Origin of the sequence: Xanthomonas sp. SS (genome assembly GCF_014236835.1) — a bacterium.
GTDB lineage: Bacteria > Pseudomonadota > Gammaproteobacteria > Xanthomonadales > Xanthomonadaceae > Xanthomonas_A.
This window is the reverse complement of record NZ_CP051190.1, coordinates 2,976,413-2,999,792: the sequence shown is the minus strand read 5'-3', so window position 1 is coordinate 2,999,792 and position 23,380 is coordinate 2,976,413. Positions and strand designations below refer to the sequence as shown.

Annotated in this window: 21 protein-coding genes; 15 read left to right on the top strand and 6 right to left on the bottom strand. The window is 68.3% G+C overall.

Annotated elements, in window-relative coordinates:
* Positions 1-36 precede the first annotated feature (36 nt).
* The 5 genes from HEP74_RS12470 (at position 37) to HEP74_RS12450 (ending at position 8,107) form a co-directional block, all read left to right on the top strand.
* The gene (locus HEP74_RS12470) at positions 37-1,659 is read left to right on the top strand and encodes a glucoamylase family protein (protein WP_185813148.1); all 1,623 of its coding nucleotides are present in this window, start codon (positions 37-39) and stop codon (positions 1,657-1,659) included.
* Positions 1,656-2,966 carry a sugar ABC transporter substrate-binding protein gene (locus HEP74_RS12465; protein WP_185813147.1) on the top strand — a complete coding sequence of 437 codons (1,311 nt, stop codon included), beginning with the start codon at positions 1,656-1,658 and terminating at the stop codon, positions 2,964-2,966. The genes HEP74_RS12470 and HEP74_RS12465 overlap by 4 nt, the downstream gene beginning before the upstream one ends.
* The gene (locus HEP74_RS12460; protein WP_185813146.1) at positions 2,963-3,844 is read left to right on the top strand and encodes a carbohydrate ABC transporter permease; all 882 of its coding nucleotides are present in this window, start codon (positions 2,963-2,965) and stop codon (positions 3,842-3,844) included. The genes HEP74_RS12465 and HEP74_RS12460 overlap by 4 nt, the downstream gene beginning before the upstream one ends.
* Positions 3,841-4,677, top strand: a complete 837-nt coding sequence (locus HEP74_RS12455) for a carbohydrate ABC transporter permease (RefSeq protein WP_184411024.1) — start codon at positions 3,841-3,843, stop codon at positions 4,675-4,677. The genes HEP74_RS12460 and HEP74_RS12455 overlap by 4 nt, the downstream gene beginning before the upstream one ends.
* Positions 4,678-4,984: 307 nt before the next feature.
* The gene (locus HEP74_RS12450) at positions 4,985-8,107 is read left to right on the top strand and encodes a discoidin domain-containing protein (protein WP_524540797.1); all 3,123 of its coding nucleotides are present in this window, start codon (positions 4,985-4,987) and stop codon (positions 8,105-8,107) included.
* A 126-nt stretch (positions 8,108-8,233) separates the two neighbouring features.
* Here the strand turns inward: HEP74_RS12450 and HEP74_RS12445 are convergent, their stop codons facing one another.
* The 5 genes from HEP74_RS12445 to zwf all read right to left on the bottom strand — a co-directional run bounded on the left by HEP74_RS12445 (position 8,234) and on the right by zwf (position 14,207).
* Positions 8,234-8,890 (bottom strand): bifunctional 4-hydroxy-2-oxoglutarate aldolase/2-dehydro-3-deoxy-phosphogluconate aldolase, encoded by a 657-nt coding sequence (locus tag HEP74_RS12445; RefSeq protein ID WP_185813145.1) that lies wholly within the window; start codon positions 8,888-8,890, stop codon positions 8,234-8,236.
* Between the two features lie 83 nt (positions 8,891-8,973).
* The gene (gene edd / locus HEP74_RS12440; protein WP_185813144.1) at positions 8,974-10,890 is read right to left on the bottom strand and encodes a phosphogluconate dehydratase; all 1,917 of its coding nucleotides are present in this window, start codon (positions 10,888-10,890) and stop codon (positions 8,974-8,976) included.
* A gap of 133 nt (positions 10,891-11,023) precedes the next feature.
* Positions 11,024-11,743: a 6-phosphogluconolactonase gene (pgl, locus tag HEP74_RS12435; RefSeq protein WP_185813143.1), complete on the bottom strand. Its 720-nt coding sequence runs from the start codon at positions 11,741-11,743 to the stop codon at positions 11,024-11,026.
* Positions 11,740-12,747: a glucokinase gene (glk, locus tag HEP74_RS12430; protein ID WP_185813142.1), complete on the bottom strand. Its 1,008-nt coding sequence runs from the start codon at positions 12,745-12,747 to the stop codon at positions 11,740-11,742. The genes pgl and glk overlap by 4 nt, the downstream gene beginning before the upstream one ends.
* Positions 12,744-14,207 carry a glucose-6-phosphate dehydrogenase gene (zwf, locus tag HEP74_RS12425; protein WP_255423492.1) on the bottom strand — a complete coding sequence of 488 codons (1,464 nt, stop codon included), beginning with the start codon at positions 14,205-14,207 and terminating at the stop codon, positions 12,744-12,746. Before zwf ends, glk begins: the two co-directional genes overlap by 4 nt.
* Before the next feature lie 412 nt (positions 14,208-14,619).
* On the opposite strand from zwf, the gene HEP74_RS12420 reads away from it, so the two are divergent.
* A complete protein-coding gene (locus HEP74_RS12420; RefSeq protein ID WP_185813140.1) occupies positions 14,620-15,711 on the top strand; it encodes an ABC transporter ATP-binding protein in 1,092 nt (363 codons plus the stop codon).
* 92 nt (positions 15,712-15,803) lie between these two features.
* Here HEP74_RS12420 and ygfZ read toward each other — a convergent pair whose 3' ends face one another.
* Positions 15,804-16,682 carry a CAF17-like 4Fe-4S cluster assembly/insertion protein YgfZ gene (gene ygfZ, locus HEP74_RS12415; protein ID WP_185813139.1) on the bottom strand — a complete coding sequence of 293 codons (879 nt, stop codon included), beginning with the start codon at positions 16,680-16,682 and terminating at the stop codon, positions 15,804-15,806.
* A gap of 38 nt (positions 16,683-16,720) precedes the next feature.
* Here ygfZ and HEP74_RS12410 point away from each other — a divergent pair, with 38 nt between their 5' ends.
* The 9 genes from HEP74_RS12410 (at position 16,721) to lolD (ending at position 23,234) form a co-directional block, all read left to right on the top strand.
* Entirely contained in the window at positions 16,721-16,891 is a 171-nt protein-coding gene (locus tag HEP74_RS12410) for a DUF1674 domain-containing protein (protein ID WP_179564016.1), read from the top strand.
* 60 nt (positions 16,892-16,951) lie between these two features.
* Positions 16,952-17,344 carry a succinate dehydrogenase, cytochrome b556 subunit gene (sdhC, locus tag HEP74_RS12405; RefSeq protein WP_185813138.1) on the top strand — a complete coding sequence of 131 codons (393 nt, stop codon included), beginning with the start codon at positions 16,952-16,954 and terminating at the stop codon, positions 17,342-17,344.
* Positions 17,341-17,727 (top strand): succinate dehydrogenase, hydrophobic membrane anchor protein, encoded by a 387-nt coding sequence (gene sdhD, locus HEP74_RS12400; RefSeq protein WP_185813137.1) that lies wholly within the window; start codon positions 17,341-17,343, stop codon positions 17,725-17,727. The genes sdhC and sdhD overlap by 4 nt, the downstream gene beginning before the upstream one ends.
* 29 nt (positions 17,728-17,756) lie before the next feature.
* Positions 17,757-19,547, top strand: a complete 1,791-nt coding sequence (gene sdhA, locus HEP74_RS12395) for a succinate dehydrogenase flavoprotein subunit (protein WP_185813136.1) — start codon at positions 17,757-17,759, stop codon at positions 19,545-19,547.
* Between the two features lie 103 nt (positions 19,548-19,650).
* Positions 19,651-20,433, top strand: coding sequence for a succinate dehydrogenase iron-sulfur subunit (sdhB, locus tag HEP74_RS12390; protein ID WP_145700444.1), 783 nt, complete (start codon positions 19,651-19,653; stop codon positions 20,431-20,433).
* A 130-nt stretch (positions 20,434-20,563) separates the two neighbouring features.
* Entirely contained in the window at positions 20,564-20,812 is a 249-nt protein-coding gene (locus HEP74_RS12385) for an FAD assembly factor SdhE (protein WP_039006563.1), read from the top strand.
* Positions 20,763-21,218 carry a hypothetical protein gene (locus tag HEP74_RS12380; RefSeq protein ID WP_185813135.1) on the top strand — a complete coding sequence of 152 codons (456 nt, stop codon included), beginning with the start codon at positions 20,763-20,765 and terminating at the stop codon, positions 21,216-21,218. Before HEP74_RS12385 ends, HEP74_RS12380 begins: the two co-directional genes overlap by 50 nt.
* Before the next feature lie 23 nt (positions 21,219-21,241).
* The gene (locus tag HEP74_RS12375; protein WP_185813134.1) at positions 21,242-22,486 is read left to right on the top strand and encodes a lipoprotein-releasing ABC transporter permease subunit; all 1,245 of its coding nucleotides are present in this window, start codon (positions 21,242-21,244) and stop codon (positions 22,484-22,486) included.
* 109 nt (positions 22,487-22,595) lie between these two features.
* Positions 22,596-23,234: a lipoprotein-releasing ABC transporter ATP-binding protein LolD gene (gene lolD, locus HEP74_RS12370; protein WP_524540796.1), complete on the top strand. Its 639-nt coding sequence runs from the start codon at positions 22,596-22,598 to the stop codon at positions 23,232-23,234.
* Positions 23,235-23,380 lie beyond the last annotated feature (146 nt).

The window sequence follows — 23,380 nt, the reverse complement described above, 5'->3', positions numbered from 1 at the left end:
CATGCATGTAAACGATTTCACAGGGGTGTCGAAGGCATGAAACTGGGCAGCGTCGCACGCTCACCATTGGTCCTGCTGCTGGCGGCGGTCGCGCTGCTGGCATCCTGCAAGAAAACCGAGGAGCCCTCCGTAGCGGAAAAGAAGCCGGTAAAAGTGATCCTGATCGAAGCGGAACTGCCCCCGAAGCTGGTCAAGCCCGAATTGCCGCCGCTGTTCGACGACATCGAACGGCGCACCTTCCAGTTCTTCTGGGACACCACCAACGAGCAGAACGGCCTGGCGGTCGACCGCTACCCGTCGCGCCCGTTCGCCAGCATCGCCTCGATCGGGTTTGCGCTCACCGTCTATCCGATCGGCTACGAGAACGGCTGGATCAGCCGCGAGCAGGCGGTGCAGCGCACGCTGACCACGCTGCGCTTCCTGCGCGATGTGCCGGTCGGCCCGCAGCGCACCGGCCGCGCCGGCTACAAGGGCTTCTACTACCACTTCCTGGACATGCAGAAAGGCCTGCGCTACGACCAGTGGGTGGAACTGTCGAGCGTGGACACCGCGCTGCTGATGATGGGCGTGCTGTTCGCGCAGTCCTACTACGAAGGCGACAGCGCCGACGAGAAGGAGATCCGCCAGATCGCCGACACGCTGTATCGCCGCGTGGACTGGAAGTGGATGCAGCAGCGCACCCCGCTGATCACGATGGGCTGGTATCCCGAGCGCGGCTTCATCCAGCACGACTGGATGGGCTACAACGAAGGCATGATGGTCTACCTGCTGGCGCTGGGCTCGCCGACCCATCCGGTGGAACCGGATGCCTGGCTGGAGTGGACCCGCACCTACAACAAGGACTGGGGCGTGTACTACGGCCAGGAATACCTGGCGTTCGGGCCGCTGTTCGCGCACCAGTACAACCACGTCTGGATCGATTTCCGCGACATCCAGGACCAATACATGCGCGAGCACGGCATCGACTACTTCCTCAACAGCCGCCGCGCCACGCTCGCGCAGCGCGAGTACGCCATCGACAACCCGATGAAGTGGAAGGAGTACGGCGAGAACGTGTGGGGCCTGACCGCCAGCGACGGCCCGCAGAACACCACCCAGGACTACCGCGGCGAACAGCGCCAGTTCTTCCACTACCGCACCCGCGGCGCCGGCTTGTTCGAAGCCTTCGACGACGGCACCATCGCGCCGACCGCGGCGGTGTCCTCGATCGTGTTCGCGCCGGAAGTGGTGATCCCGGCCACCCAGGAAATGCACAAGCGCTTCGGCGACTACATCTATTCCAGCTACGGCTTCCTGGATTCGTTCAATCCCAGCTTCAACTACGATATCCCGCTCAAGACCGGGCGCATGCTGCCCAACCGCGGCTGGGTCGCCGGCGACTACATCGGCATCGACCAGGGCGCGATCGTCACCATGATCGCCAACTACCGCAACGAATTCGTCTGGAACGTGATGAAGAAGAACAAGTACTTGCGTACCGGCCTGGAACGCGCCGGCTTCAGCGGCGGCTGGCTGACCCCGGAGGGCGAGACCCAGCCGCTGCCGAAGAAGGACGAGCAGGCCGCCACGGCCCGCGCGCTGGGTATCGCCGAGTCGCGTGCCGCGTCCGCCGAGGCGCAGCCCAATCCCGCGCAACGCCAACCGCAGAATTCGCAATGAGCGCATTGCCGATTCGCCGGTGGTTGTCGCTGGGCCTGCTGGTGCTGGCCGTCTGTGGTTGCGCGCGCGCGCCGCAGGGCGAGGTGGTGCGGTTCTGGGCGATGGGCCGCGAGGCCGAGGTGGTGGCCGAGCTGATCCCCGAGTTCGAGAAGGAGAATCCCGGCATCCACGTGGACATCCAGAACATCCCGTGGACCGCCGCGCACGAGAAGCTGCTGACCGCGTTCGCCGCCGACGGGTTGCCGGACGTGTGCCAGCTCGGCAACACCTGGATCCCAGAGTTCGCCGCGCTGGATACGCTGCAGCCGCTGCAGCCCTACGTGGATAAATCCAAGGTGGTCGATCCGAAGGACTACTTCGCCGGCATCTGGGACACCAGCGTCATCGACGGGCAGCTGTACGGGGTGCCGTGGTACGTGGACACGCGCCTGCTGTTCTATCGCAAGGACATGCTGAGGGACGCGGGCGTGGACAAGCTGCCGCAGACCTGGGCCGAGTGGGAGCAGGCCATGGCCGCGGTGAAGAAGCACGTGGGGCCGAAGCGCTACGCGATCCTGATGCCGATCAACGAATTCGAGCAGCAGCTGTCGCTGGGCCTGCAGCTGGACGATCCGCTGCTGCGCGACCACAACAACTACGGCAACTTCCGCAGCCCCGGTTTCCGCAAGGCGCTGGGCTTCTACGCCAACATGTTCGAACAGGGCTGGGCGCCGAAGATGTCCGAGACCCAGATCTCCAACGTGTGGGACGAATTCTTCAACGGCTTCTACGCCTTCTACATCTCCGGGCCGTGGAATATCCGCGAGTTCCGCAAGCTGGAGCCGGCGGCGCTGAAAGGGCAGTGGGGCACGATGCCGCTGCCGGGTCCGAGCGGCCCGGGCGCCGGCATCGCCGGCGGCACCAGCCTGGTGATCTTCCGCAAGTCGCAGCAGAAGGACGCGGCGTGGAAGCTGATCGAGTTCCTGTCGCGGCCGCAGATCCAGGCGCGTTTCCACGCGCTGATCGGCGACATGCCGCCGCGGCGCAGCACCTGGGAGTATCCGTCGCTGGCCAACGATCCGTTGGCGCACGCGTTCCGCGACCAGCTGGAGCGGGTCAAGCCGGCGCCGAAGGTGCTGGAGTGGGAGCGCATCGTGCAGGAAATGCGGCTGGTCACCGAGCGCGTGGTGCGCGGCGGCGAAAGCCAGGAGAAGGCGGTGCAGGACCTGGACAAGCGCGTGGACGAAATCCTCGAGAAGCGGCGCTGGATCTACCAGCAGCAGCATCCGCAGGCAGCGGCCGCGCCGGCTGCGGGAGCGGCGCCATGAAGCGCGGTTCCCTGGCTGGCTGGCTGTTCGCCGGGCCGGCGCTGATCGTGATCGGCGTGTTCTTCGGCCTGCCGGTGCTGTCGGCGCTGGCGCTGAGCGTCACCGACTTCGACCTGTACTCGCTGGCCGACAGCAACCACCTGCGCTTCGTCGGCTTCGGCAACTACATCGAGTTGCTGCAGACGCAGATGTTCTGGAAGTCGCTGTGGAACACTACCTACTTCGTCATCGTCGGCGTGCCGCTGTCGATCGGCGCCTCGCTGGGCGCGGCGCTGCTGCTCAACGCGCCGGTGGCGCGGTTCAAGCCGCTGTTCCGCACCGCGTTGTTCGCGCCGGTGGTGACCACGCTGGTGGCGGTGGCGGTGATCTGGCGCTACCTGTTCCATACCAGCTACGGCCTGGTCAACTACGGCCTGAGCCATCTGGGCATCGGCCCGATCGACTGGCTCGGCGACCCGCACTGGGCGATGCCGACGATCATGCTGTTCGCGGTGTGGAAGAACTTCGGCTACAACATGGTGATCTTCCTCGCCGGCCTGCAGGGCATCCCGCAGGACCTGTACGAGGCCGCGCGCATCGACGGCGCGTCCAAGTGGCGGCAGTTCCTGCACATCACCCTGCCGATGCTGGGGCCGGTGTTGCTGGTGGTCGGGGTGATCACCGTGTCCGGCTATTTCCAGCTGTTCGCCGAACCCTACGTGATGACCCGCGGCGACCCGCTGCAAAGCACGGTCAGCGTGCTGTACTTCATGTTCGAGGAAGGCTTCAAGTGGTGGAACCTCGGCCGCGCGTCGGCGGTGGCGTTCCTGCTGTTCCTGATCATCCTGGGAGTGACCTCCGTGATGCTGCGCTTCGGCCGCAAGAAGGACCTGGTATGAGCCGCGAAATCGGCGCGTCGCGCTGGAACACGCTGCTGGTCAATGGCGGGCTGCTGGTGCTGGCGCTGGTCAGCCTGGCGCCGCTGCTGTGGATGGTGTCGGTGTCGTTCATGCCGGCGGGGCAGGCGAGCCGCTTCCCGCCACCGATGCTGCCCACCGGCCCGACCCTGGCCAACTACGGCGAGCTGTTTTCGCGGACCGGCATGGCGCGCAACTTCGCCAACAGCCTGCTGGTGTCGTGCGCGATCACCTTCGGCTCGCTGCTGATCAACACCATGGCCGGCTACGCCTTCGCCAAGCTGCGCTTCGTCGGCAAGGAGCGGATCTTCCAGATCCTGCTGGCGGCGCTGGTGATCCCGGCGCAGGTGGCGATGCTGCCGCTGTTCCTGCTGATGAAGCAGCTGCACCTGGTCAACAACTTCGGCGGGGTGGTGGTGCCGGCGCTGGCGACGGTGTTCGGCATCTTCCTGGTGCGCCAGTACGCGCGCTCGATCCCGGACGAACTGCTGGAGGCGGCGCGCATCGACGGCGCCGGCGAGCTGCGCATCTTCTTCCAGATCGTGCTGCCGATGCTCAAGCCGGTGCTGGTGACGTTGACCATCTTCACCTTCATGGCCGCGTGGAACGACTTCATGTGGCCGCTGATCGTGCTGACCGACCAGGAGCACTACACCTTGCCGGTGGCGCTGGCGGCGCTGTCACGCGAGCACATCATGGACGTGGAAATGATGATGGCCGGCGCGGTGGTGACGGTGATCCCGGTGCTGGCGCTGTTCCTGGCGCTGCAGCGCTACTACATCCAGGGATTGCTGCTGGGTAGCGTGAAGGGGTGAGGCGCAACGCTTGCGCGCCACTGGCGCGCGTTGCGCCGAACGGCCGGCCATGGATGGCCGGGCCGGTTTGTCCGGAGCCGGTATGCTGCGCCATGGACGGCATGGGAAATGCACGAGTGTGGGAACGCGCTTGCGTCGCTCGGCGCTGAACTGCCGGCCATGCTGAGGATGTAGCTGTAGGAGGGGCTTCAGCCCCGACGCCCTACCGGTAACGCGTCGGGGCTGAAGCCCCTCCTGCAAAAAAGCCAACGACACAACGGGAACGAGGTTCATGACGGCAGCGGCGATGACGAGCAGACGGTGGACGATGGCCATCCTGGGCCTGGCGGCGGCGCAGGCCTTCGCCGCGGCGCCGACCGCACCGGTCCCGCTGGACGGCTTCAACAATCTCGACAACTGGCAGATCGTCGTCTCCAACCAGGTCACCGCCTCGACCCGGCTGGTGCAGGCCGCCAGCGGCGGCCGCGCCAAGGCGATCTGCCTGGACTACGACTTCAACGGCGTCTCCGGCTACGCCGGGATCCGCCGTGCGATCCCGATCGATTATCCGGACAACTACCAGCTCGCATTCCAGCTGCGCGGCGATTCGCCGAGCAACGACCTGCAGTTCAAGCTGGTCGATGCCAGCGGCGACAACGTGTGGTGGGTCAACCGGCCGCGCTACGACTTTCCCAAGCAGTGGAGCACGGTCAGCTTCAAGAAGCGGCAGATCGACAAGGCCTGGGGGCCGAGCCCGGACAAGGAACTCAAGCGCAGCGCACAGGTCGAGTTCACCATCTACAACCAGGTCGGCGGCAAGGGCACGGTGTGCTTCGACCAGCTGACCCTGACCCCGCTGCCGCCGCAGGACACCTCGCCGCTGACGGTGAAGGTCAGCGCCGACACCGCGCCGGCGCTGGAGCAGCGCATCGCCGACGGCAAGGCCGACACGGTGTGGTACAGCGGCAACGCCAAGACCCAGACGATCATGCTCGACCTGGGCAAGGTGCGCGAGTTCGGCGGCGCCAAGGTGCAGTGGGCGCCGGGCGTGTATGCCTCGCGCTACAAGCTGCAGGGCTCGGCCGACGGCCGCAGCTGGCGCGAGCTGCGCAACGTCACCGCCGGCAACGGCGGCACCGACTGGTTGCCGATGCCAGAAACCGAGGCGCGCTACGTGCGCATCGACCTGGAGGACGGCCCCAGCTTCCGCTACGGCATCGCCGACATCGCGCTGCAGCCGCTGGCCTTCGCCGCCACCCCGAACGATTTCGTCAAGTCGGTGGCGGCCGATTCCACCCGCGGCTGGTTCCCGCGCGGCTTCAGCGGCGAGCAGCCGTACTGGACCATCGTCGGCCTGGACGGCGGCCGCGAGCAGGGCCTGGTCGGCGAGGACGGCGCGATCGAAGTGGGCAAGGGCGGCTTCAGCATCGAGCCGTTCCTGCTGCTGGACGGCAAGCGCCTGAGCTGGGCCGACGTGAAGACCGCGCAGAGCCTGCAGGACGACTACCTGCCGATCCCCAGCGTGGACTGGAGCCACGACAACGCCGGCCTGCGCATCACCGCCTTCGTGCAGGGCACGCCGGAGCAGGCGCAGCTGGTGGCGCGCTACCGGCTCAGCAACCCGAGCAAGAAGCCGCACGACTACACCCTGGCGCTGGCGGTGCGGCCATTCCAGGTGAATCCGCCCAGCCAGTTCCTCAACACCGTCGGCGGGGTCAGTCCGATCCATCTGCTGGCCTTCGACGGCGCCCAGGTGCAGGTCAACGGCGAGCCGCGCGTGTTCGCGGTGCAGAAGCCCGACGCGGCCTATGCCACCGCGTTCGACGCCGGCATCGACATCGAGCGCCTGGCTGCCGACAGCGCCGCGCTGCCGCAGCAGGCGTCCGATGCCGACGGCCTGGCCTCGGGCGCGCTGCTGTACCGCGGGCGCCTGGCCCCGGGCGAAGTGCGCGAAGTGGCCTTGCTGATCCCGCAGACCGGCGCACAGGCGCTGCCGTCCGGGTTCGACGCGGCGCGTGCGCAACAGCAGGTGGCCGAGCAGTGGCGCGAGAAGCTGGACCGGGTGCAGGTGAACGTCCCGGCCGAGGGCAAGCCGCTGGCCGACACCTTGCGCACCGCGCTGGCGCACATGCTGATCTCGCGGATCGGGCCGCGCCTGCAGCCGGGCACGCGCTCGTATTCGCGCAGCTGGATCCGCGACGGCGCGATGATTTCCGAAGGCCTGCTGCGCCTGGGCCGCGCCGACGTGGCGCGCGAATACCTGGAGTGGTACGCGCCGTACCAGTTCGCCAACGGCATGGTGCCGTGCTGCGTGGACGACCGCGGCAGCGATCCGGTGCCGGAGAACGACAGTCATGGCGAGCTGATCTTCGGCGTCGCCGACTACTACCGCTACAGCGGCGACCGCGCATTCCTGGAAAAGATGTGGCCGCATGTGCTGGCCGCGTACGAGTACATGGAACAGCTGCGGCAGAGCGAGCGCACCGAGGAGAACCGGGCGCGCAATCCGGCGTTCTACGGGATGATGCCGGTGTCGATCAGCCACGAAGGCTATTCGGCCAAGCCGATGCATTCGTACTGGGACAATTTCTGGGCGCTGCGCGGCTACAAGGACGCGGTGGAGATCGCCGCCGAGCTGGGGCGCGTCGACGATGCGGCGCGCTTCGCCGCCGCGCGCGACGAGTTCCGCCAGGACCTGTACGCCTCGCTGCAGACCGCCACGCAGCAGCACCACATCGATTTCCTGCCCGGTTCGGCCGAGTTGGGCGATTTCGATCCCACCTCCACGACCATCGCGCTGGCGCCGGGCGGGGAGCAGGGCCGGCTGCCGCCGCAGCTGCTGGGCAACACCTTCGAGCGCTATTGGGGCGAATTCGCCAGCCGCCGCGACGGCAAGCGCGAGTGGAAGGACTACACCCCGTACGAATGGCGTAACGTCGCCGCGTTCGTGCGCCTGGGCTGGCGCGAGCGCGCCTGGGACGCGACCCAGTTCTTCTTCAAGGACCGCGCGCCGCAGCCGTGGAACCAGTGGGCCGAAGTGGTCTCGCGCACGCCGCGCAAGCCGTTCTTCGTCGGCGACCTGCCGCACGCCTGGGTGGCGTCGGACTTCGTGCGCTCGACGCTGGACATGTTCGCCTATGCGCGCGACATCGACGACAGCCTGGTGCTGGCGGCCGGCGTGCCGGCGGCGTGGTTCGACGGCAAGGGCATCGCCATCCAGGACCTGCGCACCCCGCAGGGCGAACTGAGCTACCAGCTGCGGCGGCAGAAGAACCGCCTGACCCTGGGCATCGGCGGCGGCCTGCGCGTGCCCAGCGGCGGCCTGGTGTTGCCGTGGCCGTATCCGGGCGAACCCGGGGGCACCCTGGTCAACGGCGAAGCGGCGCAGTGGGAAAACGGCGAGCTGCGGATTCGTTCGTTGCCGGCGGATGTGCAGATTGAGGTGCGTTGAGGCGGGGATTCGGGATTGGGGATTCGGGATTCGTAACAGCAAAAGCAAAAGCAAAAAAGCGCCGGCATGCCGGCGCTTTTTTTTTTTCCGATCGTGGGGAGTCGGGCTTTAGCGAATCCCTAATCCCTAATCTCTAATCCCGCGCACAATCGCCGCCGCCTTCGCCGCGCTCTCGCGCACCTTGTCCCACTCGCCGTTGGCCAGCCAGTCCTTCGGCACCATCCACGAGCCGCCGATGCAGACCACGTTCGGTTGCGCCAGGTACTCGGCGGCGGTGCTTTCGCCGATGCCGCCGGTGGGACACAGCTTCAGGTCCGCCAGCGGGCCGGCCAGGCCCTTGAGCATCGCCAGGCCGCCGACCGCGGTGGCCGGGAACAGCTTGCACACGCGGAAGCCGCGCGCCATCAGCGACAGCAGTTCGGTCGGGGTTGCCGCGCCCGGCACCACCGGCAGCGGCGCCCGCGCCAGCGCGTCGGCCAGTGCCGGCGGCGTGCCCGGGGTGACGATGAAATCGGCACCTGCGTCGATCGCCTGCTGCAGTTGGGTTTCGGTGAGCACGGTGCCGGCGCCGATCTTGATGTCCGGCAGCTCGCGCTTGAGCATCGCCAGCGCGTCCATCGCCACCGGCGTGCGCAGGGTCAGCTCGATCGCGGGCAGGCCGCCTTCGAGCAGCGCGGCGGAGACGCGGCGCGCCTCGTCCAGGCTGTGCACGGTCACCACCGGCAGGATGCCGGCGGCGCGCAGGAGCTGTTCGGCGGTGTTCTGGTGTTCGGCAATCGTCATGGCAATCTCGTAGTCGCGATGATGGCGGGAGTGCATCGGCCGCAGGCGGCCGACGCGGGGGGGGGGGGCGTGGCGCCGCAGGTTTACGCGTCCTTCGCCTCGTGCGGCGCGTCGGCGGCCTCGCTGCTGCGGCCCAGGTCGTACTCGGCGTCGTAGTTCCAGTCGTCGCCGTCGGCCGCGGGCGGGCCGCAGGAGATCGACATCGCGCCCTGGTCGGCGGGGCCGACCACGCGGCGATTGATCGCGAACAGGTTGCGGCCGAGGTCGTGCGCGGCCGGCGCGGTGTTCGGCGCCAGCGCACGTGCCGCCCATTCGGCGGCATCCACCAGCACTTCCAGGGTGCCGGCTTCGCCGTCCAGGCGCACGATGTCGCCTTCGCGCACGCGCGCGATCGGGCCGCCGCGCGCCGCTTCCGGGGTCACGTGGATCGCCGCCGGGAACTTGCCCGAGGCGCCGGACAGGCGCCCGTCGGTGACCAGCGCCACGCGCCGGCCCTGGTTCTGCAGCAGGCCCAACAGCGGCGCCAGCGAATGCAGTTCCGGCATGCCGTTGGCGCGTGGTCCCTGGTAACGCAGCACCACCACGAAGTCGTGCGGCAGCACGCCGGCAGCGTGCAGCTTGTTCAAGGCCTGCGGCGCGTCGATGACCACGGCCGGCGCCTCGATGGTGCGGAACTCAGGCTTCACCGCCGACAGCTTGATCAGCGACCGGCCGATATTGCCGCGCAGCAGGCGCAATCCGCCCTGCGCCTCGAACGGATTGGAGGCCGGGCGCACCACGGTTTCGTCGGCGCTCTTGGCCGGGCTCGGCACGTAGGCCAGCGCGCCGTTCTGCACGCACGGCTCGTCGCCGTAGGCGCGCATGCCGCCGGGCACGATGGTGGCCAGGTCGTCGTGCATCAGTCCGGCGTCCATCAGTTCGCGGAACACGAACCCCACGCCGCCGGCCGCGGCGAAATGGTTCACGTCGGCTTCGCCGTTGGGATACACCCGGGTCAGCAGCGGCACGATCTGCGACAGTTCGTCCAGGTCGTCCCAGGTCAGCACGATGCCGGCCGCGCGCGCCACCGCCAGCCAGTGGATGGTGTGGTTGGTGGAGCCGCCGGTGGACATCAGCGCGACCGCGGCGTTGACGATCGCGCGTTCGTCGATCAGCCGGCCGAGCGGACGGAAATCGCTGCCCAGCGCGGTGATGCGCAGCGCGCGTTCGGTGGCCTGCTGGGTCAGCGCGTCGCGCAGCGGCGTGCCCGGATTGACGAACGAGGCGCCGGGCAACTGCACGCCCATCGCTTCCAGCAACACCTGGTTGGAATTGGCGGTGCCGTAAAAAGTGCAGGTGCCGGGCGCGTGGTAGGAGGCCGATTCGGCGGCCAGTAGTTCCTCGCGGGTGGCCTGGCCGGCGGCGTAGCGCTCGCGCACCTCGGCCTTCTGCTTGTTGGGAATGCCCGGGGTCATCGGCCCCGCCGGCACGAACACCGCCGGCAGGTGGCCGAACGCCAGCGCGCCGATCAGCAGGCCGGGCACGATCTTGTCGCACACGCCCAGGTACAGGGTGGTGTCGAACATGTCGTGGCTGAGGCCGATCGCGGTGGCCTGGGCGATCACGTCGCGCGAGAACAGCGACAGCTCCATGCCCGGGCGGCCCTGGGTCACGCCGTCGCACATCGCAGGCACGCCGCCGGCGACCTGCGCGGTAGCGCCGAGCGCGCGCGCGGTGCTGCGGATCATCTCGGGGTAGTGCTCGAACGGCTGGTGCGCCGACAGCATGTCGTTGTAGGCGGTGACGATGCCCAGGTTCGGGGTGATCCCGCCTTCCAGCCGGCTCTTGTCGGTCGGGCCGCAGGCGGCGAAGCCGTGCGCCAGGTTGCCGCAGCTCAGGCGGCTGCGGAACGGGCCGTCGCGCAATGCGGCGTCGATGCCGGCCAGGTAGGCGCGACGCGACGGCACGCTGCGCGCGCGGATGCGTTCGGTGATCGCGTGGATTTTCGGATGCAGGCTCATTGGCTGAAGTGGCTATGAAGTGTGGGGGTGTTGTGGTCGTGACTCGGGACCGGGGACTCGGGACTCGAAAGAGCGGGAATACGGCAGCGCTTTGCTGTTCCGAATCCCCAATCCCGAATCCCCAATCCCGGCCTCACTCACACCAATGCACGCGCAAGCGCGCACCGGGCGTGTCGAAGGCGACGCGGATCGGGAATTCGTGCGGATCGTTGCCGGCCAGCGCGCGCTCGAGCACGTCGAGCTTCTGCTTGCCGCGCAGCAGCAGCATGCGCTGGCCGATCGGCGCCAGCCCGGCCGGGGTCAGGGTGATGCGCAGCGGCCAGGTATTGGCGCCGGGGCAGCCGGTGGCGTCGAGCGCGGCGTAGGGCAGCGGATTGGCCAGCGCCTTGTTCAGGTCGGTGGCGCCGGGGAACAGCGACGCGGTGTGGCCGTCGCCGCCCATGCCCAGCACCGCCATGCATGCGGCCGGCGCGTGCTGCGCATGCAGGTTGGCGGCATGCACGCAATCCTGCAGCGGCTTGCCGACCCGCACCAGCGGCTCGAAACGCGCGCCTTCGGCACGCTCCAGGAAGCTCTGCCGCACCAGGTACGCGTTGCTGTCGCTGTCCTGCGGCGACAGCCAGCGCTCGTCGACCAGGCCCACTTCCAGCTTGCTCCAGTCCAGCGGCAGCTCGGCCAGCGCCTGGTACACCGGCGCCGGCGTGGTGCCGCCGGACAGCAGCAGCCGTGCGCCGCCGCGCAGGTCGATGTCCTGGCGCAGCGCGTCGCCGATCTCGGCCGCCGCCGCGTCGATCCATTCGTCGGCATCGTCGTAACGGATCAGGGTGATGCGATCGGACAACGTGGGGCTCATGCAACGACTCCTGGGGATTCGCGTTCGGCATCCACCGCATAGGCGGCGGCGCCGAGCAGACCGGGACGGGGGTGGGTCACCGCCAGCGACGGCACCCGCGCCATGATCGACGAAAAGCGGCCCTTGTGCTCGAAGCGCTGGCGGAAGCCGGAGTGCTGCAGCGCGTCGAGCATCTTCGGCACCAGCCCGCCGGTCAGGAACACGCCGTCCCAGGCGCCGTGCATCAGCACCAGGTCGCCGGCGATGGCGCCGAACACCGCGCAGAACACGTCGATGGTGCGCATCGCGCGGTAGTCGCCCTGCGCGGCGCGCGCGGTGATGTCCGCCGGCTGCAGCGGGCCGGGGTTGTCGCCGGCGATCTCGCTGAGCGCGCGATGGATGTTGACCAGGCCGGGACCGCAGATCAGGCGTTCGTTGGACACGCGCCCGAACTGCTGCGACAGCAGCTCGAGAATGCGGATTTCCTCGGGTGTGCCAGGCGGGAAGCTGACGTGGCCGCCCTCGGTCTCCAGCGGATAGCAGCGGCCGCCGCGGATCAGCAGGCCGCCCACGCCCAGGCCGGTGCCGGGGCCGATCACCGCGTAGTTGCGCGGCTGCGCGATCGGCGCCGGCTGCCACGCCGCGCCGCCGACCTGGACCACGTCCTGCGGCTGCAGCAGGCTGATCGCCATCGCCTGCGCGGCGAAGTCGTTGATCAGGTGCAGTTCGTCGAAGCCGAGCATGGCGCGGGTGCGCGAACGCGAGATCACCCACGGATGGTTGGTGATCCGCGCCTCGTCGCCGTCGACGCGGCCGGCCACGGCGAACACGCCGCTGCGTGCGTCCACCCCGGTCTGCTGCAGGTAGTGGCGCGCCGCGTCGCCCAGCGACGGGAATTCCACCACCGCGTAGGTCTGGGTGCTGTCGTCGAGCAGCGGCGTGGAAGCGCCGAGGTCGGCCAGCGCGAAGCGCGCATTGGTGCCGCCGATGTCGGCGACCAGCACCGGCCGCAGCGGCGCGCTCATGGGGTGTCCCGCTGTACGGCGCTGGCGTCGTCGGCGGAGACATAGCGCTCGGCTTCCTGCGGACCCCAGCTGCCGGCCGGGTAGGGCAGCAGCGGCAGTTGCGCCTGCGCCCAGGCGTCGCTGACGCTGTCGATCCAGGCCCAGGCCGCGCGCACTTCGTCGTCGCGCACGAACAGCGCATGGTTGCCATTGAGCGCGTCCAGCATTAGCCGCTCGTAGGCGATGCGGCGGTGCAGGCCGGTCGGTACCGACAGTTCCAGTTCCAGCGGCTGCAGTTCCAGCGCGCCCCATTCCGGGCCGGCCAGGCTGCTCATCAGCCCCAGTTCGATGTTTTCCTGCGGCTGCAGCTGGAAGGTCAGCCGGTTCGGTGCCACGTGCTGCGCGTCGGGGCGCTCGAACAGCCAATGGGTGACCGGCTTGAGCGTGACCACGATGCGCGTGGTGCGTTCGGCCAGGCGCTTGCCGGTGCACAGCCGGAACGGCACCCCGGCCCAGCGCCAGTTGTCGATGTAGGCGGTGACGCCGACGAAGGTCTCCACGTCGCTTCCTTCCGGCGGCTGGTAGGCCTGCGCCTGCTGGCCGTTGATGGTGCCGGCGGTGTAGCGCCCGCGCACGCTGTCGCGCGCGGCATGCGCGGCCTGCAGCGGACGCAGCGCGCGCAGCACCTTGACCTTCTCGTCGCGGATGCGGTCCGCTTCCAGCGAGGCCGGCGGCTCCATCGCCACCAGGCACAGCAGCTGCAGGATGTGGCTCTGCACCATGTCGCGCAGCGCGCCGGAACGCGCGTAGTAGGCGTCGCGGCCGTCCACGCCCTCGCTCTCGGCGACCAGGATCTCCACCGATTCGATGTAGTTGCGGTTCCACACCGCCTCGAGCAGCGTGTTACCGAAGCGCAGCGCGATCAGGTTCTGCACCGCCGCCTTGCCCAGGTAGTGGTCCAGGCGGAACACGCGGTCTTCGTCGATCAGCGCGCCGATCGCCTGCAGGATCTCCCGCGCGCTGGCCGAGTCGTGGCCGATCGGCTTCTCCAGCATCAGCCGGTTCGGCGCGGCCAGCGCGCCACCCAGGGCCAGGCCCTGGCAGGTGCTGATGTACAGCCCCGGAGGGATCGCCAGGTAGCTGACGCACTTGCGCGAGGCCAGCTCGCGCACCGCATCGGCCACCGACTCGGCGTTGCGCAGGTCCACCGAGCGGTAGTCGGTGCGATCCAGCAGCGACTGGATCACCGCCTCGCTGACCTGCGGCATGGCCGCCTGCAGCCGCGGTTTGAGGATCTCGTGGAACTTGGCGGTGTCGTGCGGCGACAGCGCCAGCGCGCGGATGCGGAAGTCTTCCGGCAGGAAGCCGTCGTCGAGCATGCGCAGCAATGACGGGAACAGGTAGCGCTGGGCCAGATCGCCGGTGGCGCCAAACAGCAGGAACGTATCGTGCATCGACCGGTTTTCGGTTTCGGGTGACATTTCGTCGATCACCTGGGGGCTAGTAGTGACGTGGCGTTGGTAAGCAAGCGGCGGAAGCGGCCTGTATCCGTCCTGCAGCTCGCGCGTAGGCATAGCGATAACGACCGCCAGGCGGGACCGCACGATCCGGGAGATGAATACGACTGCCAGACCTCTGAGCATACCTGTCTAATGCCTCAAGCATCAGAGCCGGCGCTCGGCGCACGCCCGGACGGCGGCGGCTGGCGGTTCGCATCGCAAGCCCTCCCAGGCGTCGATGTTGCCCCGTGAAAACGGTTACATGGCAGAATACCGCATTGCGATCCCATTGTTGCCTGCGTCGCTGGCACGATGCGAAGCGCATTCGTATGCACTGCCTTCGGGAGGGACCGGCGGCAGCCCGTCTCTCCAGCCGGAAACCGGATACCGCACCATGGCGAAAGTACAACTGGACAACATCCGCAAGGTCTACGACAACGGCCAGGTCGCCGTGCACGGGGCCACCTTCGAAGTGGCCGACGGCGAACTGATGGTGCTGGTCGGGCCGTCGGGCTGCGGCAAATCCACCCTGCTGCGGATGATCGCGGGCCTGGAGGAGATCAGCGGCGGCGAGCTGCGCATCGGCGAGCGTGTGGTCAACGACGTGGCGCCGAAGGACCGCGACATCGCGATGGTGTTCCAGAGCTACGCGCTGTATCCGCACATGACCGTGGCCGAGAACCTGGCGTTCGGGCTGAAGCTGCGCGGCGAGAGCAAGGAGGTCATCGCGCGCCGCGTCGCCGCTGCCGCCGACACCCTGGGCCTGACCCCGATGCTGGACAAGCTGCCGCGGGCGATGTCCGGCGGCCAGCGCCAGCGCGTGGCGCTGGGCCGCGCGCTGGTGCGCGAGCCGGCGGTGTTCCTGCTCGACGAGCCGCTGTCGAACCTGGACGCCAAGCTGCGCCATTCGGTGCGCACCGAGATCGCGCAGCTGCACCGCAAGCTCGGCACCACGATGATCTACGTGACCCACGACCAGGTCGAGGCGATGACCCTGGGCCAGCGCATCGTGGTGCTCAAGGACGGGCTGATCCAGCAGATCGACACGCCGATGGCGCTGTACGACCGCCCGGCCAACCTGTTCGTGGCCGGTTTCCTCGGCAGCCCGGCGATGAACGTGCTGCAGGGCCAGCTGGTCGAAGAGGGCGGCCTGCAGCAGTTGCAACTGGCCGACGGCAGTCACGTGCCGCTGCAAGGCGCGCATGTCGCGGCGCAATGGCTGGGCCGGCCGATCGCGATCGGCGTCCGCCCGGAGCACCTGCAGCCCAGCGAGGACGGGCAGGGCGGGTTCGAGACAACGGTCGAGGTGATCGAGCCGGTCGGCAACGAAATCTTCGTCAATCTCAGCTACGGCAGCCAGCCGCTGGTGATGCGGGTGTCGCCACGTACGCTGCCAGGCCTGGGCGAGCGCCTGCGCGTGGCGGTGCGCGGCGAGGCGCTGCACTTCTTCGATCCGGAAAGCGGCGAGCGTTTGTCGCCGGCCTGAGTCATCGCGTCAATCGGCCGCGGCGCTTTCGGGCGAGCCGCCGCGCCGACGCAGTGCGCTGCCGAGCAGGGCAGGCGAGCCGCGAGGCTCGCTCAGCGTGCCAGACCGTCGCGCAGCGGCTGCCAGTGCGCCGGATGTGCGTCGATCGACAAACCGGTCGGCGGCGCCTCCTCCAGCGGCAGCACCGCCAGCGCCAGCGTGCCGGCGACGCTGACCACACTGCCCAGCGGCTGTGCGTCGCGCACCACCTGCGCACCGACCTCGGCCGTGCCGTCCACTTCCAGCAATTGCAGTGCGCGTTTGGCCTTGCCCAGAAAATGGGTGCGGGCGACGATCTCCTGTCCCGGATAGCAGCCCTTCTTCACGCTGAACGCGTGCAGTCGGTCCAGTGCCAGCTGCTGCGGCGTCCATTGTTCGCGCTGGCCGGGATCGAGCCGGGCCAGGCCCAGGCGCAGGTCGGCCTGCCGCCAGGCGGCGGCGAAGGCCGGGTCGGCCGCGGCTTGCGCTTGCGTGGCCTGCGCGGCCGGCACCAGCAGCAGCGTGCGCGGCAGGCCGTCGCCGCCCATGTCCAGTTCGATCGCGCCATCGTCGCGCTCGGCCAGCGCTGCGCCTTGCGCATGCGCGGGCGCGGCCAGGCGCGCGTAGGCGTGCAGGTCGTCGTGCGCGGCAATGCGCACCTTGCGCCGGAACACGAAGCGGTTCAGTGCCGTGGCCAGATCGGCCGCGCCGCCGTCCGGCAGCAGCACCAGCAAGTCTTCGTCGGCGCGGCGCAGCAGCGCGAACAGCGCGATCACCCGGCCCTTGGCGCTCAGCCAGGCGTTCCACTGCCAGTGGCCGTTGCGCAGCGCCTGCACGTCGTTGGCGAACTGCGCCTGGGCGAAAGCGACTGCATCCGCGCCGCTCAAGGCCACGTATTGCAGGTCTGGGAGCGCGGAAAAACCGGCGGAAGTGAGATTCAGGTTGTCAGGCACGAGGGGGAGGACTAAAATTACGCTGTTGTGAGACCCGCATGATAGGCCAACCAACCCCCACACCCGAGCCCGATCCCGAAACGCAGCGACCCGCCGAGGAGAACACTCCGGAAGCGACGCCTGCGCCGCGGGAAATCGGCGGTCGCGGCGGCCTCGAGCCGACGCGCTACGGCGACTGGGAGAAAAACGGACGCTGCATCGATTTTTGAGCAGATTTGAGCCAACGCGGCCTTAAGCACGCCGCCCAGCCGAGACAACGAGCCCAGCGAATGGCGACCCGCGAACGTCCTCTTTCCCCCCACCTGCAGGTCTATCGCTGGCAGATCCAGATGGTGACTTCGATCCTGCATCGAGCCACTGGCATCATCCTGTCGGTCGGTGCCCTGATCATTGCGGCCGCGCTGTTGGTGCTGATGCTCGGCCCGGCCTCCTGGAACTGCTTCCGCGGCATGGCCGGCGCCTGGTATGGCCAGCTGTTCCTGTTCGCCTGGAGCTGGGCTTTCGCCTACCACCTGTGCAACGGCCTGCGCCACATCGTGCAGGACTTCGGCCACGGCTTCCGCATCCCCGCCTTCGTGCGCAACAGCTGGCTGTCGGTGATCGGCAGCCTGGTGCTGGTCGCGCTGATCTGGGCCTACGTGCTCATCGGAGCCGCCGCATGAACCGCTATCGCACCCCGTTGAAGAACGTGCGCGGCCTGGGTGCCGCCAAGTCCGGCACCGAGCATTTCGTGCTGCAGCGGCTCACCGCCACCGCGCTGGTCGGCCTGACCATCTGGTTCCTGGTGTTCGTGCTGAGCCTGCTCGGCGCCGACTACGTCACCGCCACCGAGGCGGTGGCCAAGCCGTGGAACGCGGTGCTGCTGGTCGGCTTCCTGATCGCGATGTTCTGGCATGCGCAGATCGGCCTGCAGGTGATCCTCGAAGACTATGTGCACAACTCGCTGCTGGCCCTGGCGCTGCAGACCACGGTGAAGTTCGTCGCCGTGCTCGGTGCGCTCGTCGGTGTATTCGCGGTCGCCCGCATCGCGCTGGGCAGCGCCTGATCGGCGCCCGGAACAGGAATTCAAATTAGATGTCCGCTTACAAGATCACCGAACACAAGTACGACATGGTCGTGGTCGGCGCCGGCGGCGCCGGCCTGCGCGCCACCTTCGGCCTGGCCGCCAAGGGCCTGCAGACGGTCTGCCTGACCAAGGTCTTCCCGACCCGTTCGCACACCGTGGCCGCGCAGGGCGGCATCTCCGCCGCGCTCGGCAACATGGGCGAGGACGACTGGCGCTACCACTTCTACGACACCATCAAGGGCTCGGACTGGCTGGGCGACCAGGACGCGATCGAGTACATGTGCCGCGAGGCGATCCCGGCGATCATCGAGCTGGAGCACTACGGCGTGCCGTTCAGCCGCACCGAGGACGGCAAGATCTACCAGCGTCCGTTCGGCGGCATGACCACCAAGTACGGCGAAGGCCCGTCCGCGCAGCGCACCTGCGCCGCCGCCGACCGTACCGGCCACGCCATGCTGCACACGCTGTACCAGCAGTCGCTGGCGCACAACGCGCGCTTCATGATCGAGTACTTCGCGCTCGACCTGATCTTCGACGAGGAAGGCGTGTGCCGCGGCGTGCTCGCGCTGGACATGGCCGAAGGCTCGCTGCACCTGTTCCGCGCCCACGGCGTGGTGCTGGCCACCGGCGGCTACGGCCGCGCCTACTTCAGCGCCACCTCCGCGCATACCTGCACCGGCGACGGCGGCGGCCTGGTGATGCGCGCCGGCCTGCCGATGCAGGACATGGAGTTCGTGCAGTTCCATCCCACCGGCATCTACGGCGCCGGCTGCCTGATCACCGAGGGCGTGCGCGGCGAAGGCGGCATCCTGCGCAACAGCAACGGCGAGCGCTTCATGGAGCGCTACGCACCGCACTACAAGGATCTGGCCTCGCGCGATGTGGTGTCGCGTTCGATGACCGTCGAGATCCGCGAAGGCCGCGGCGTCGGCGAGCACAAGGACCACATCCTGCTCGACCTGACCCACCTCGGCCCGGAAGTGATCAACGAGAAGCTGCCCGGCATCGCCGAGAGCGCGCACATCTTCGCCGGCGTCGATGTGGCCAAGCAGCCGATCCCGGTGATCCCGACCGTGCACTACAACATGGGCGGCATCCCAACCAACTACCACGGCGAAGTGGTGCGCAAGGACGGCGACAACCCCGATGCGGTGGTGCCCGGCCTGTACGCGATCGGCGAGGCGGCCTGCGTGTCGGTGCACGGCGCCAACCGCCTGGGCTCCAACTCGCTGCTGGACCTGGTGGTGTTCGGCCGCGCGGTGGCGATCCGTTGCGCCGAGACGATCAAGAGCGGCGCGCCGCACAAGACCCTGCCCAGCGATTCCTGCGACAAGGCGCTGGGCCTGCTCGACAAGCTGCGCAATTCCAACGGCGGCACGCCGACCTCGGTGATCCGCGACAAGATGCAGCGCACCATGCAGTCCGACGCGGCGGTGTTCCGCACCAGCAAGACGCTCAAGGAAGGCGTGGACAAGATGGCCGAGATCTACGCCACCTTCGAGGACGTGAAGGTCTCCGACCGCTCGCTGGTGTGGAATTCGGACCTGATCGAGACCTACGAGTTGAACAACCTGCTGCTCAACGCGGTGGCGACGATCAACTCGGCCGAGCAGCGCAAGGAAAGCCGCGGCGCGCATGCGCACGAGGATTTCCCGGACCGCGACGACGTCAACTGGCAGAAGCACACCCTGGTCAGCGTGGACGACAAGGGCCAGTGCAGCTTCGACTACCGCCCTGTGCACATGTACACGCTCAGCAAGGACGTCGACGTGGTGCCGCCGAAACCGCGCGTGTACTGACCAAAGCCGGGATTGGGGATTGGTGATTCGGGATTCGAAACACTTCGTTTCCTGCTCTCAACACCTCCCCAATCCCTAATCCCCATTCCCGGATTTTAAAGCCATGGCAGAGTTCACCCTCCCCAAGAATTCCAAGATCGGCAAGGGCAAGCACTTTCCCGCCACCGGCGCGAAGAATGCACGCACCTTCAAGGTCTACCGTTGGAATCCGGACGACGACAGCAATCCGCGTACCGACACCTACGAGGTGGATCTGGACGCGTGCGGCCCGATGGTCCTGGACGCGCTGATCAAGATCAAGAACGAGATCGATCCGACCCTGACCTTCCGCCGTTCCTGCCGCGAAGGCATCTGCGGTTCGTGCGCGATGAACATCGACGGCACCAACACCCTGGCCTGCACCAAGGCGATCGCCGACTGCGGCAAGGCCGAAGTGCCGATCTATCCGCTGCCGCACATGAGCGTGATCAAGGATCTGGTGCCGGACCTGACCCACTTCTACGCGCAGTACGCGTCGATCAAGCCGTGGATCCGCACCCAGACCCCGCCGCCGCCGGACCGCGAGCGGCTGCAGTCGCCGGAAGACCGCAAGAAGCTCGACGGCCTGTACGAGTGCATCCTGTGCGCGTGCTGCTCGACCAGCTGCCCGAGCTACTGGTGGAACGGCGAGCGCTACCTGGGCCCGGCGATCCTGCTGCAGGCCTACCGCTGGATCATCGACTCGCGCGACGAGGACACCGGTGCGCGCCTGGACGATCTGGAAGATCCATTCAAGCTGTATCGCTGCCACACCATCATGAACTGCGCGCGGACCTGCCCCAAGGGGCTGAACCCGGCGCTGGCGATCGCCGAGATCAAGAAGCTGATGATGGCGCGCCGCGCCTGATCGGCTAGCGCCAACCACGGACGGCAGGCCCGTCCGACTTGCGCGGCACCGGCTCTCGGGTTCGGTGCCGCGCGCGTTTTCGACGGTCGCCGCAGCAGGCGTCCGCCCATCAAGACAAGGGTGCGATGCGATGGACGAAGCCACCGAACTGAAGAAGCTGCGCTGGCGCTGCCGGCGCGGCATGCGCGAACTGGACCAGCTGTTCGGGCGCTACCTGGACCGGCGCTGGGCGCAGGCCTCCGAGGCCGAGCGCGGGGTTTTCCTATACCTGCTCGAATGCGAGGACGATAAGTTGTGGCGCTGGTTCATGGGCTACGAGGCTTGTCCCGATGCACGCGCCGCCGATCTCATCGCCACCATCCGCGCCATGCCGGCTTGAGTGGCGCCCCTCGCGCTGGCTGCTGGCGGCGCTGGCGCTGCTGAGCGTGCTGGCGCCGTTGTCGATCCTGGGTTCGGATATGCCGCGCGCCTGGGCCTGGCCGGCGGCGGCGCTGGCCGCGCTGTACGCGGCATGGCTGCTGCGGCGTGAGGCGCGGCGGGCGCCGCATGCGCTGCTGATCCCGGCGCAGGGCAGCGTGGCGGCAAGCGTCGATAGCCGGCCGGTCGCGGCGCTGCAGGTGGACTGGCGCGGGCCGCTGGCGTTCGTGCGCTGGCGTGACGCGGATGGCCGGGCAGGGCGCCTGGCCTGGTGGCCGGACACGCTGCCGCCGGCGGCACGACGTGAACTGCGTCTGGCCGCTCAGGCCCGTGCCGCTTCGTCTGCGCCGCCGCAGATGGCACCATAGCGCTCCCTGGATGGTGGCTGCGCATGTTCAAACCCTTACCCGTGGCCATCGGCCTGCGCTACCTGCGCGCCAAGCGCCGCAACAACTTCATCTCCTTCATCTCGATGGCCTCGATCCTCGGCATCGCGCTGGGCGTGACCGTGCTGATCACCACGCTGGCGGTGATGAGCGGCTTCCAGAAGGAGATCCGCGACCGCCTGCTGCAGATGGCCGCGCATGCCACGGTCAGCGCGCAGGGCGCGCCGATGGAGAACTGGCAGCACGCGGTGGACGTGGCCACCCGCGATCCGCGCGTGGCCGGCGCCGCGCCGTACGTCGAGGAAGAGGCGCTTCTCACCGGGCAGCGCAACCAGCCGGCGATCGTGCGCGGCATCCTGCCCAGCGAAGAGGCCAAGGTCTCGGTGCTGGCGCAGAAGATGAAGCAGGGTTCGATCGACAGCCTGACCCCCGGTTCCTACAACATCCTGCTCGGCCAGGAACTGGCGCTGTGGCTGGGCGTGGGCGTCGGCGACAAGGTGGTGGTGATGCTCGGCGAACCGCAGGCCAGCCCGATGGGCATGGTGCCGCGCTACAAGCGCTTTACCGTCAGCGGCATCTTCGAGGCCGGCTACAACGAGATCGATCGTGGCCTGGCGGTGACCAGCATGCCGGACATGCAGCGCGTGCTGCGCATGGGCGATGGCGTCACCGGCGTGCGCCTGAAGCTGCACAACATGGACCTGGCCTGGGACGTGGCGCGCGACCTGGCGCTGAATCTGCACGGCCCGTACATGGTCAGCGACTGGACCCGCGAGAACGCCAACCTGTACCAGTCGCTGAAGATGGAAAAGACGGTGATGGGCATCCTGCTGTCGCTGATCATCGCGATGGGCGCGTTCAACCTGGTGTCCTCGCAGGTGATGCTGGTCACCGACAAGCAGGCCGACATCGCCATCCTGCGCACGCTGGGGCTGAGCCCGGGCGGGGTGATGCAGGTGTTCATGGTGCAGGGCACGCTGATCGGCGTGTTCGGCACCATCGCCGGGGTGATCGGCGGCATCCTGCTGACCCTGAACCTGGAGCGGATCCTGGCCGGCATCGAGGCGCTGTTCAACATCAAGCTGCTGCCGGAGGACGTGTACTACATCACCGGCCTGCCCACCGACATGCAGCCGCACGACGTGGTGGTGATCACCATCGTCGCGCTGCTGATGAGCTTCCTGGCCACGCTGTATCCGGCCTGGCGCGCGGCGCGCACGCAACCGGCGGAGGCGCTGCGTTATGAATGACGGCCGGGAGTCGGGAATGGGGAATCGGGAATCGGCAGTGCGCAAGCCACAGCTAACAGACGCGGCGATCCGTGCCGAGGGCCTGGGCAAGACCTATGCCGAGGGCAAGATGCGCACGCCGGTATTCGACGGGCTGGACCTGAGCGTGGCGCCGGGCGAGACCGTGGCCATCGTCGGCGCGTCCGGCGCCGGCAAGAGCACGCTGCTGCATCTGCTCGGCGGGCTCGACGTGCCTACCGCCGGCGAGGTGTACGTGGCCGGGCAGCGTATGTCGGCGCTGTCGGACGCGGCGCGCGGCCAGCTGCGCAACCGCTCGCTCGGCTTCGTCTACCAGTTCCATCACCTGCTGCCGGAATTCACCGCGCTGGAGAACGTGATGATGCCGGTGCTGCTCGGCGGCGCCGCGGTCAAGGATGCCGACGCGCGCGCGCGTGCCTTGCTGGAATCGGTGGGCCTGGGCCATCGCCTGGAGCACAAGCCCGGCGAGCTGTCCGGCGGCGAGCGCCAGCGCGCGGCGGTGGCGCGCGCGCTGGTCAATCGCCCGGCCTGCGTGCTCGGCGACGAGCCGACCGGCAACCTCGACGACAAGACCGCGGCCAACGTGTTCGCGCTGATGCTCGATCTCAATCGCGCGCACGGCACCAGCCTGGCCCTGGTCACCCACGACCGCAGCCTGGCGCGCAAGCTCGACCGCGTGCTGGAACTGCACCAGGGCAAGCTGCGCGAACTGGCGCCTGCCGACGTGTAGCGGCCGCGACCATGCCGGCGTGGAACGCGCCGGCATGGTCGCGGCCCGGCGGCTGCGACGAATGCATTTCGGAACAATGGCGGTTCCGGCGATCGGTCGCGGCTGAAGCCGCTCCTACAGTGCACCCAGCCGCCGGCCACGCCCCC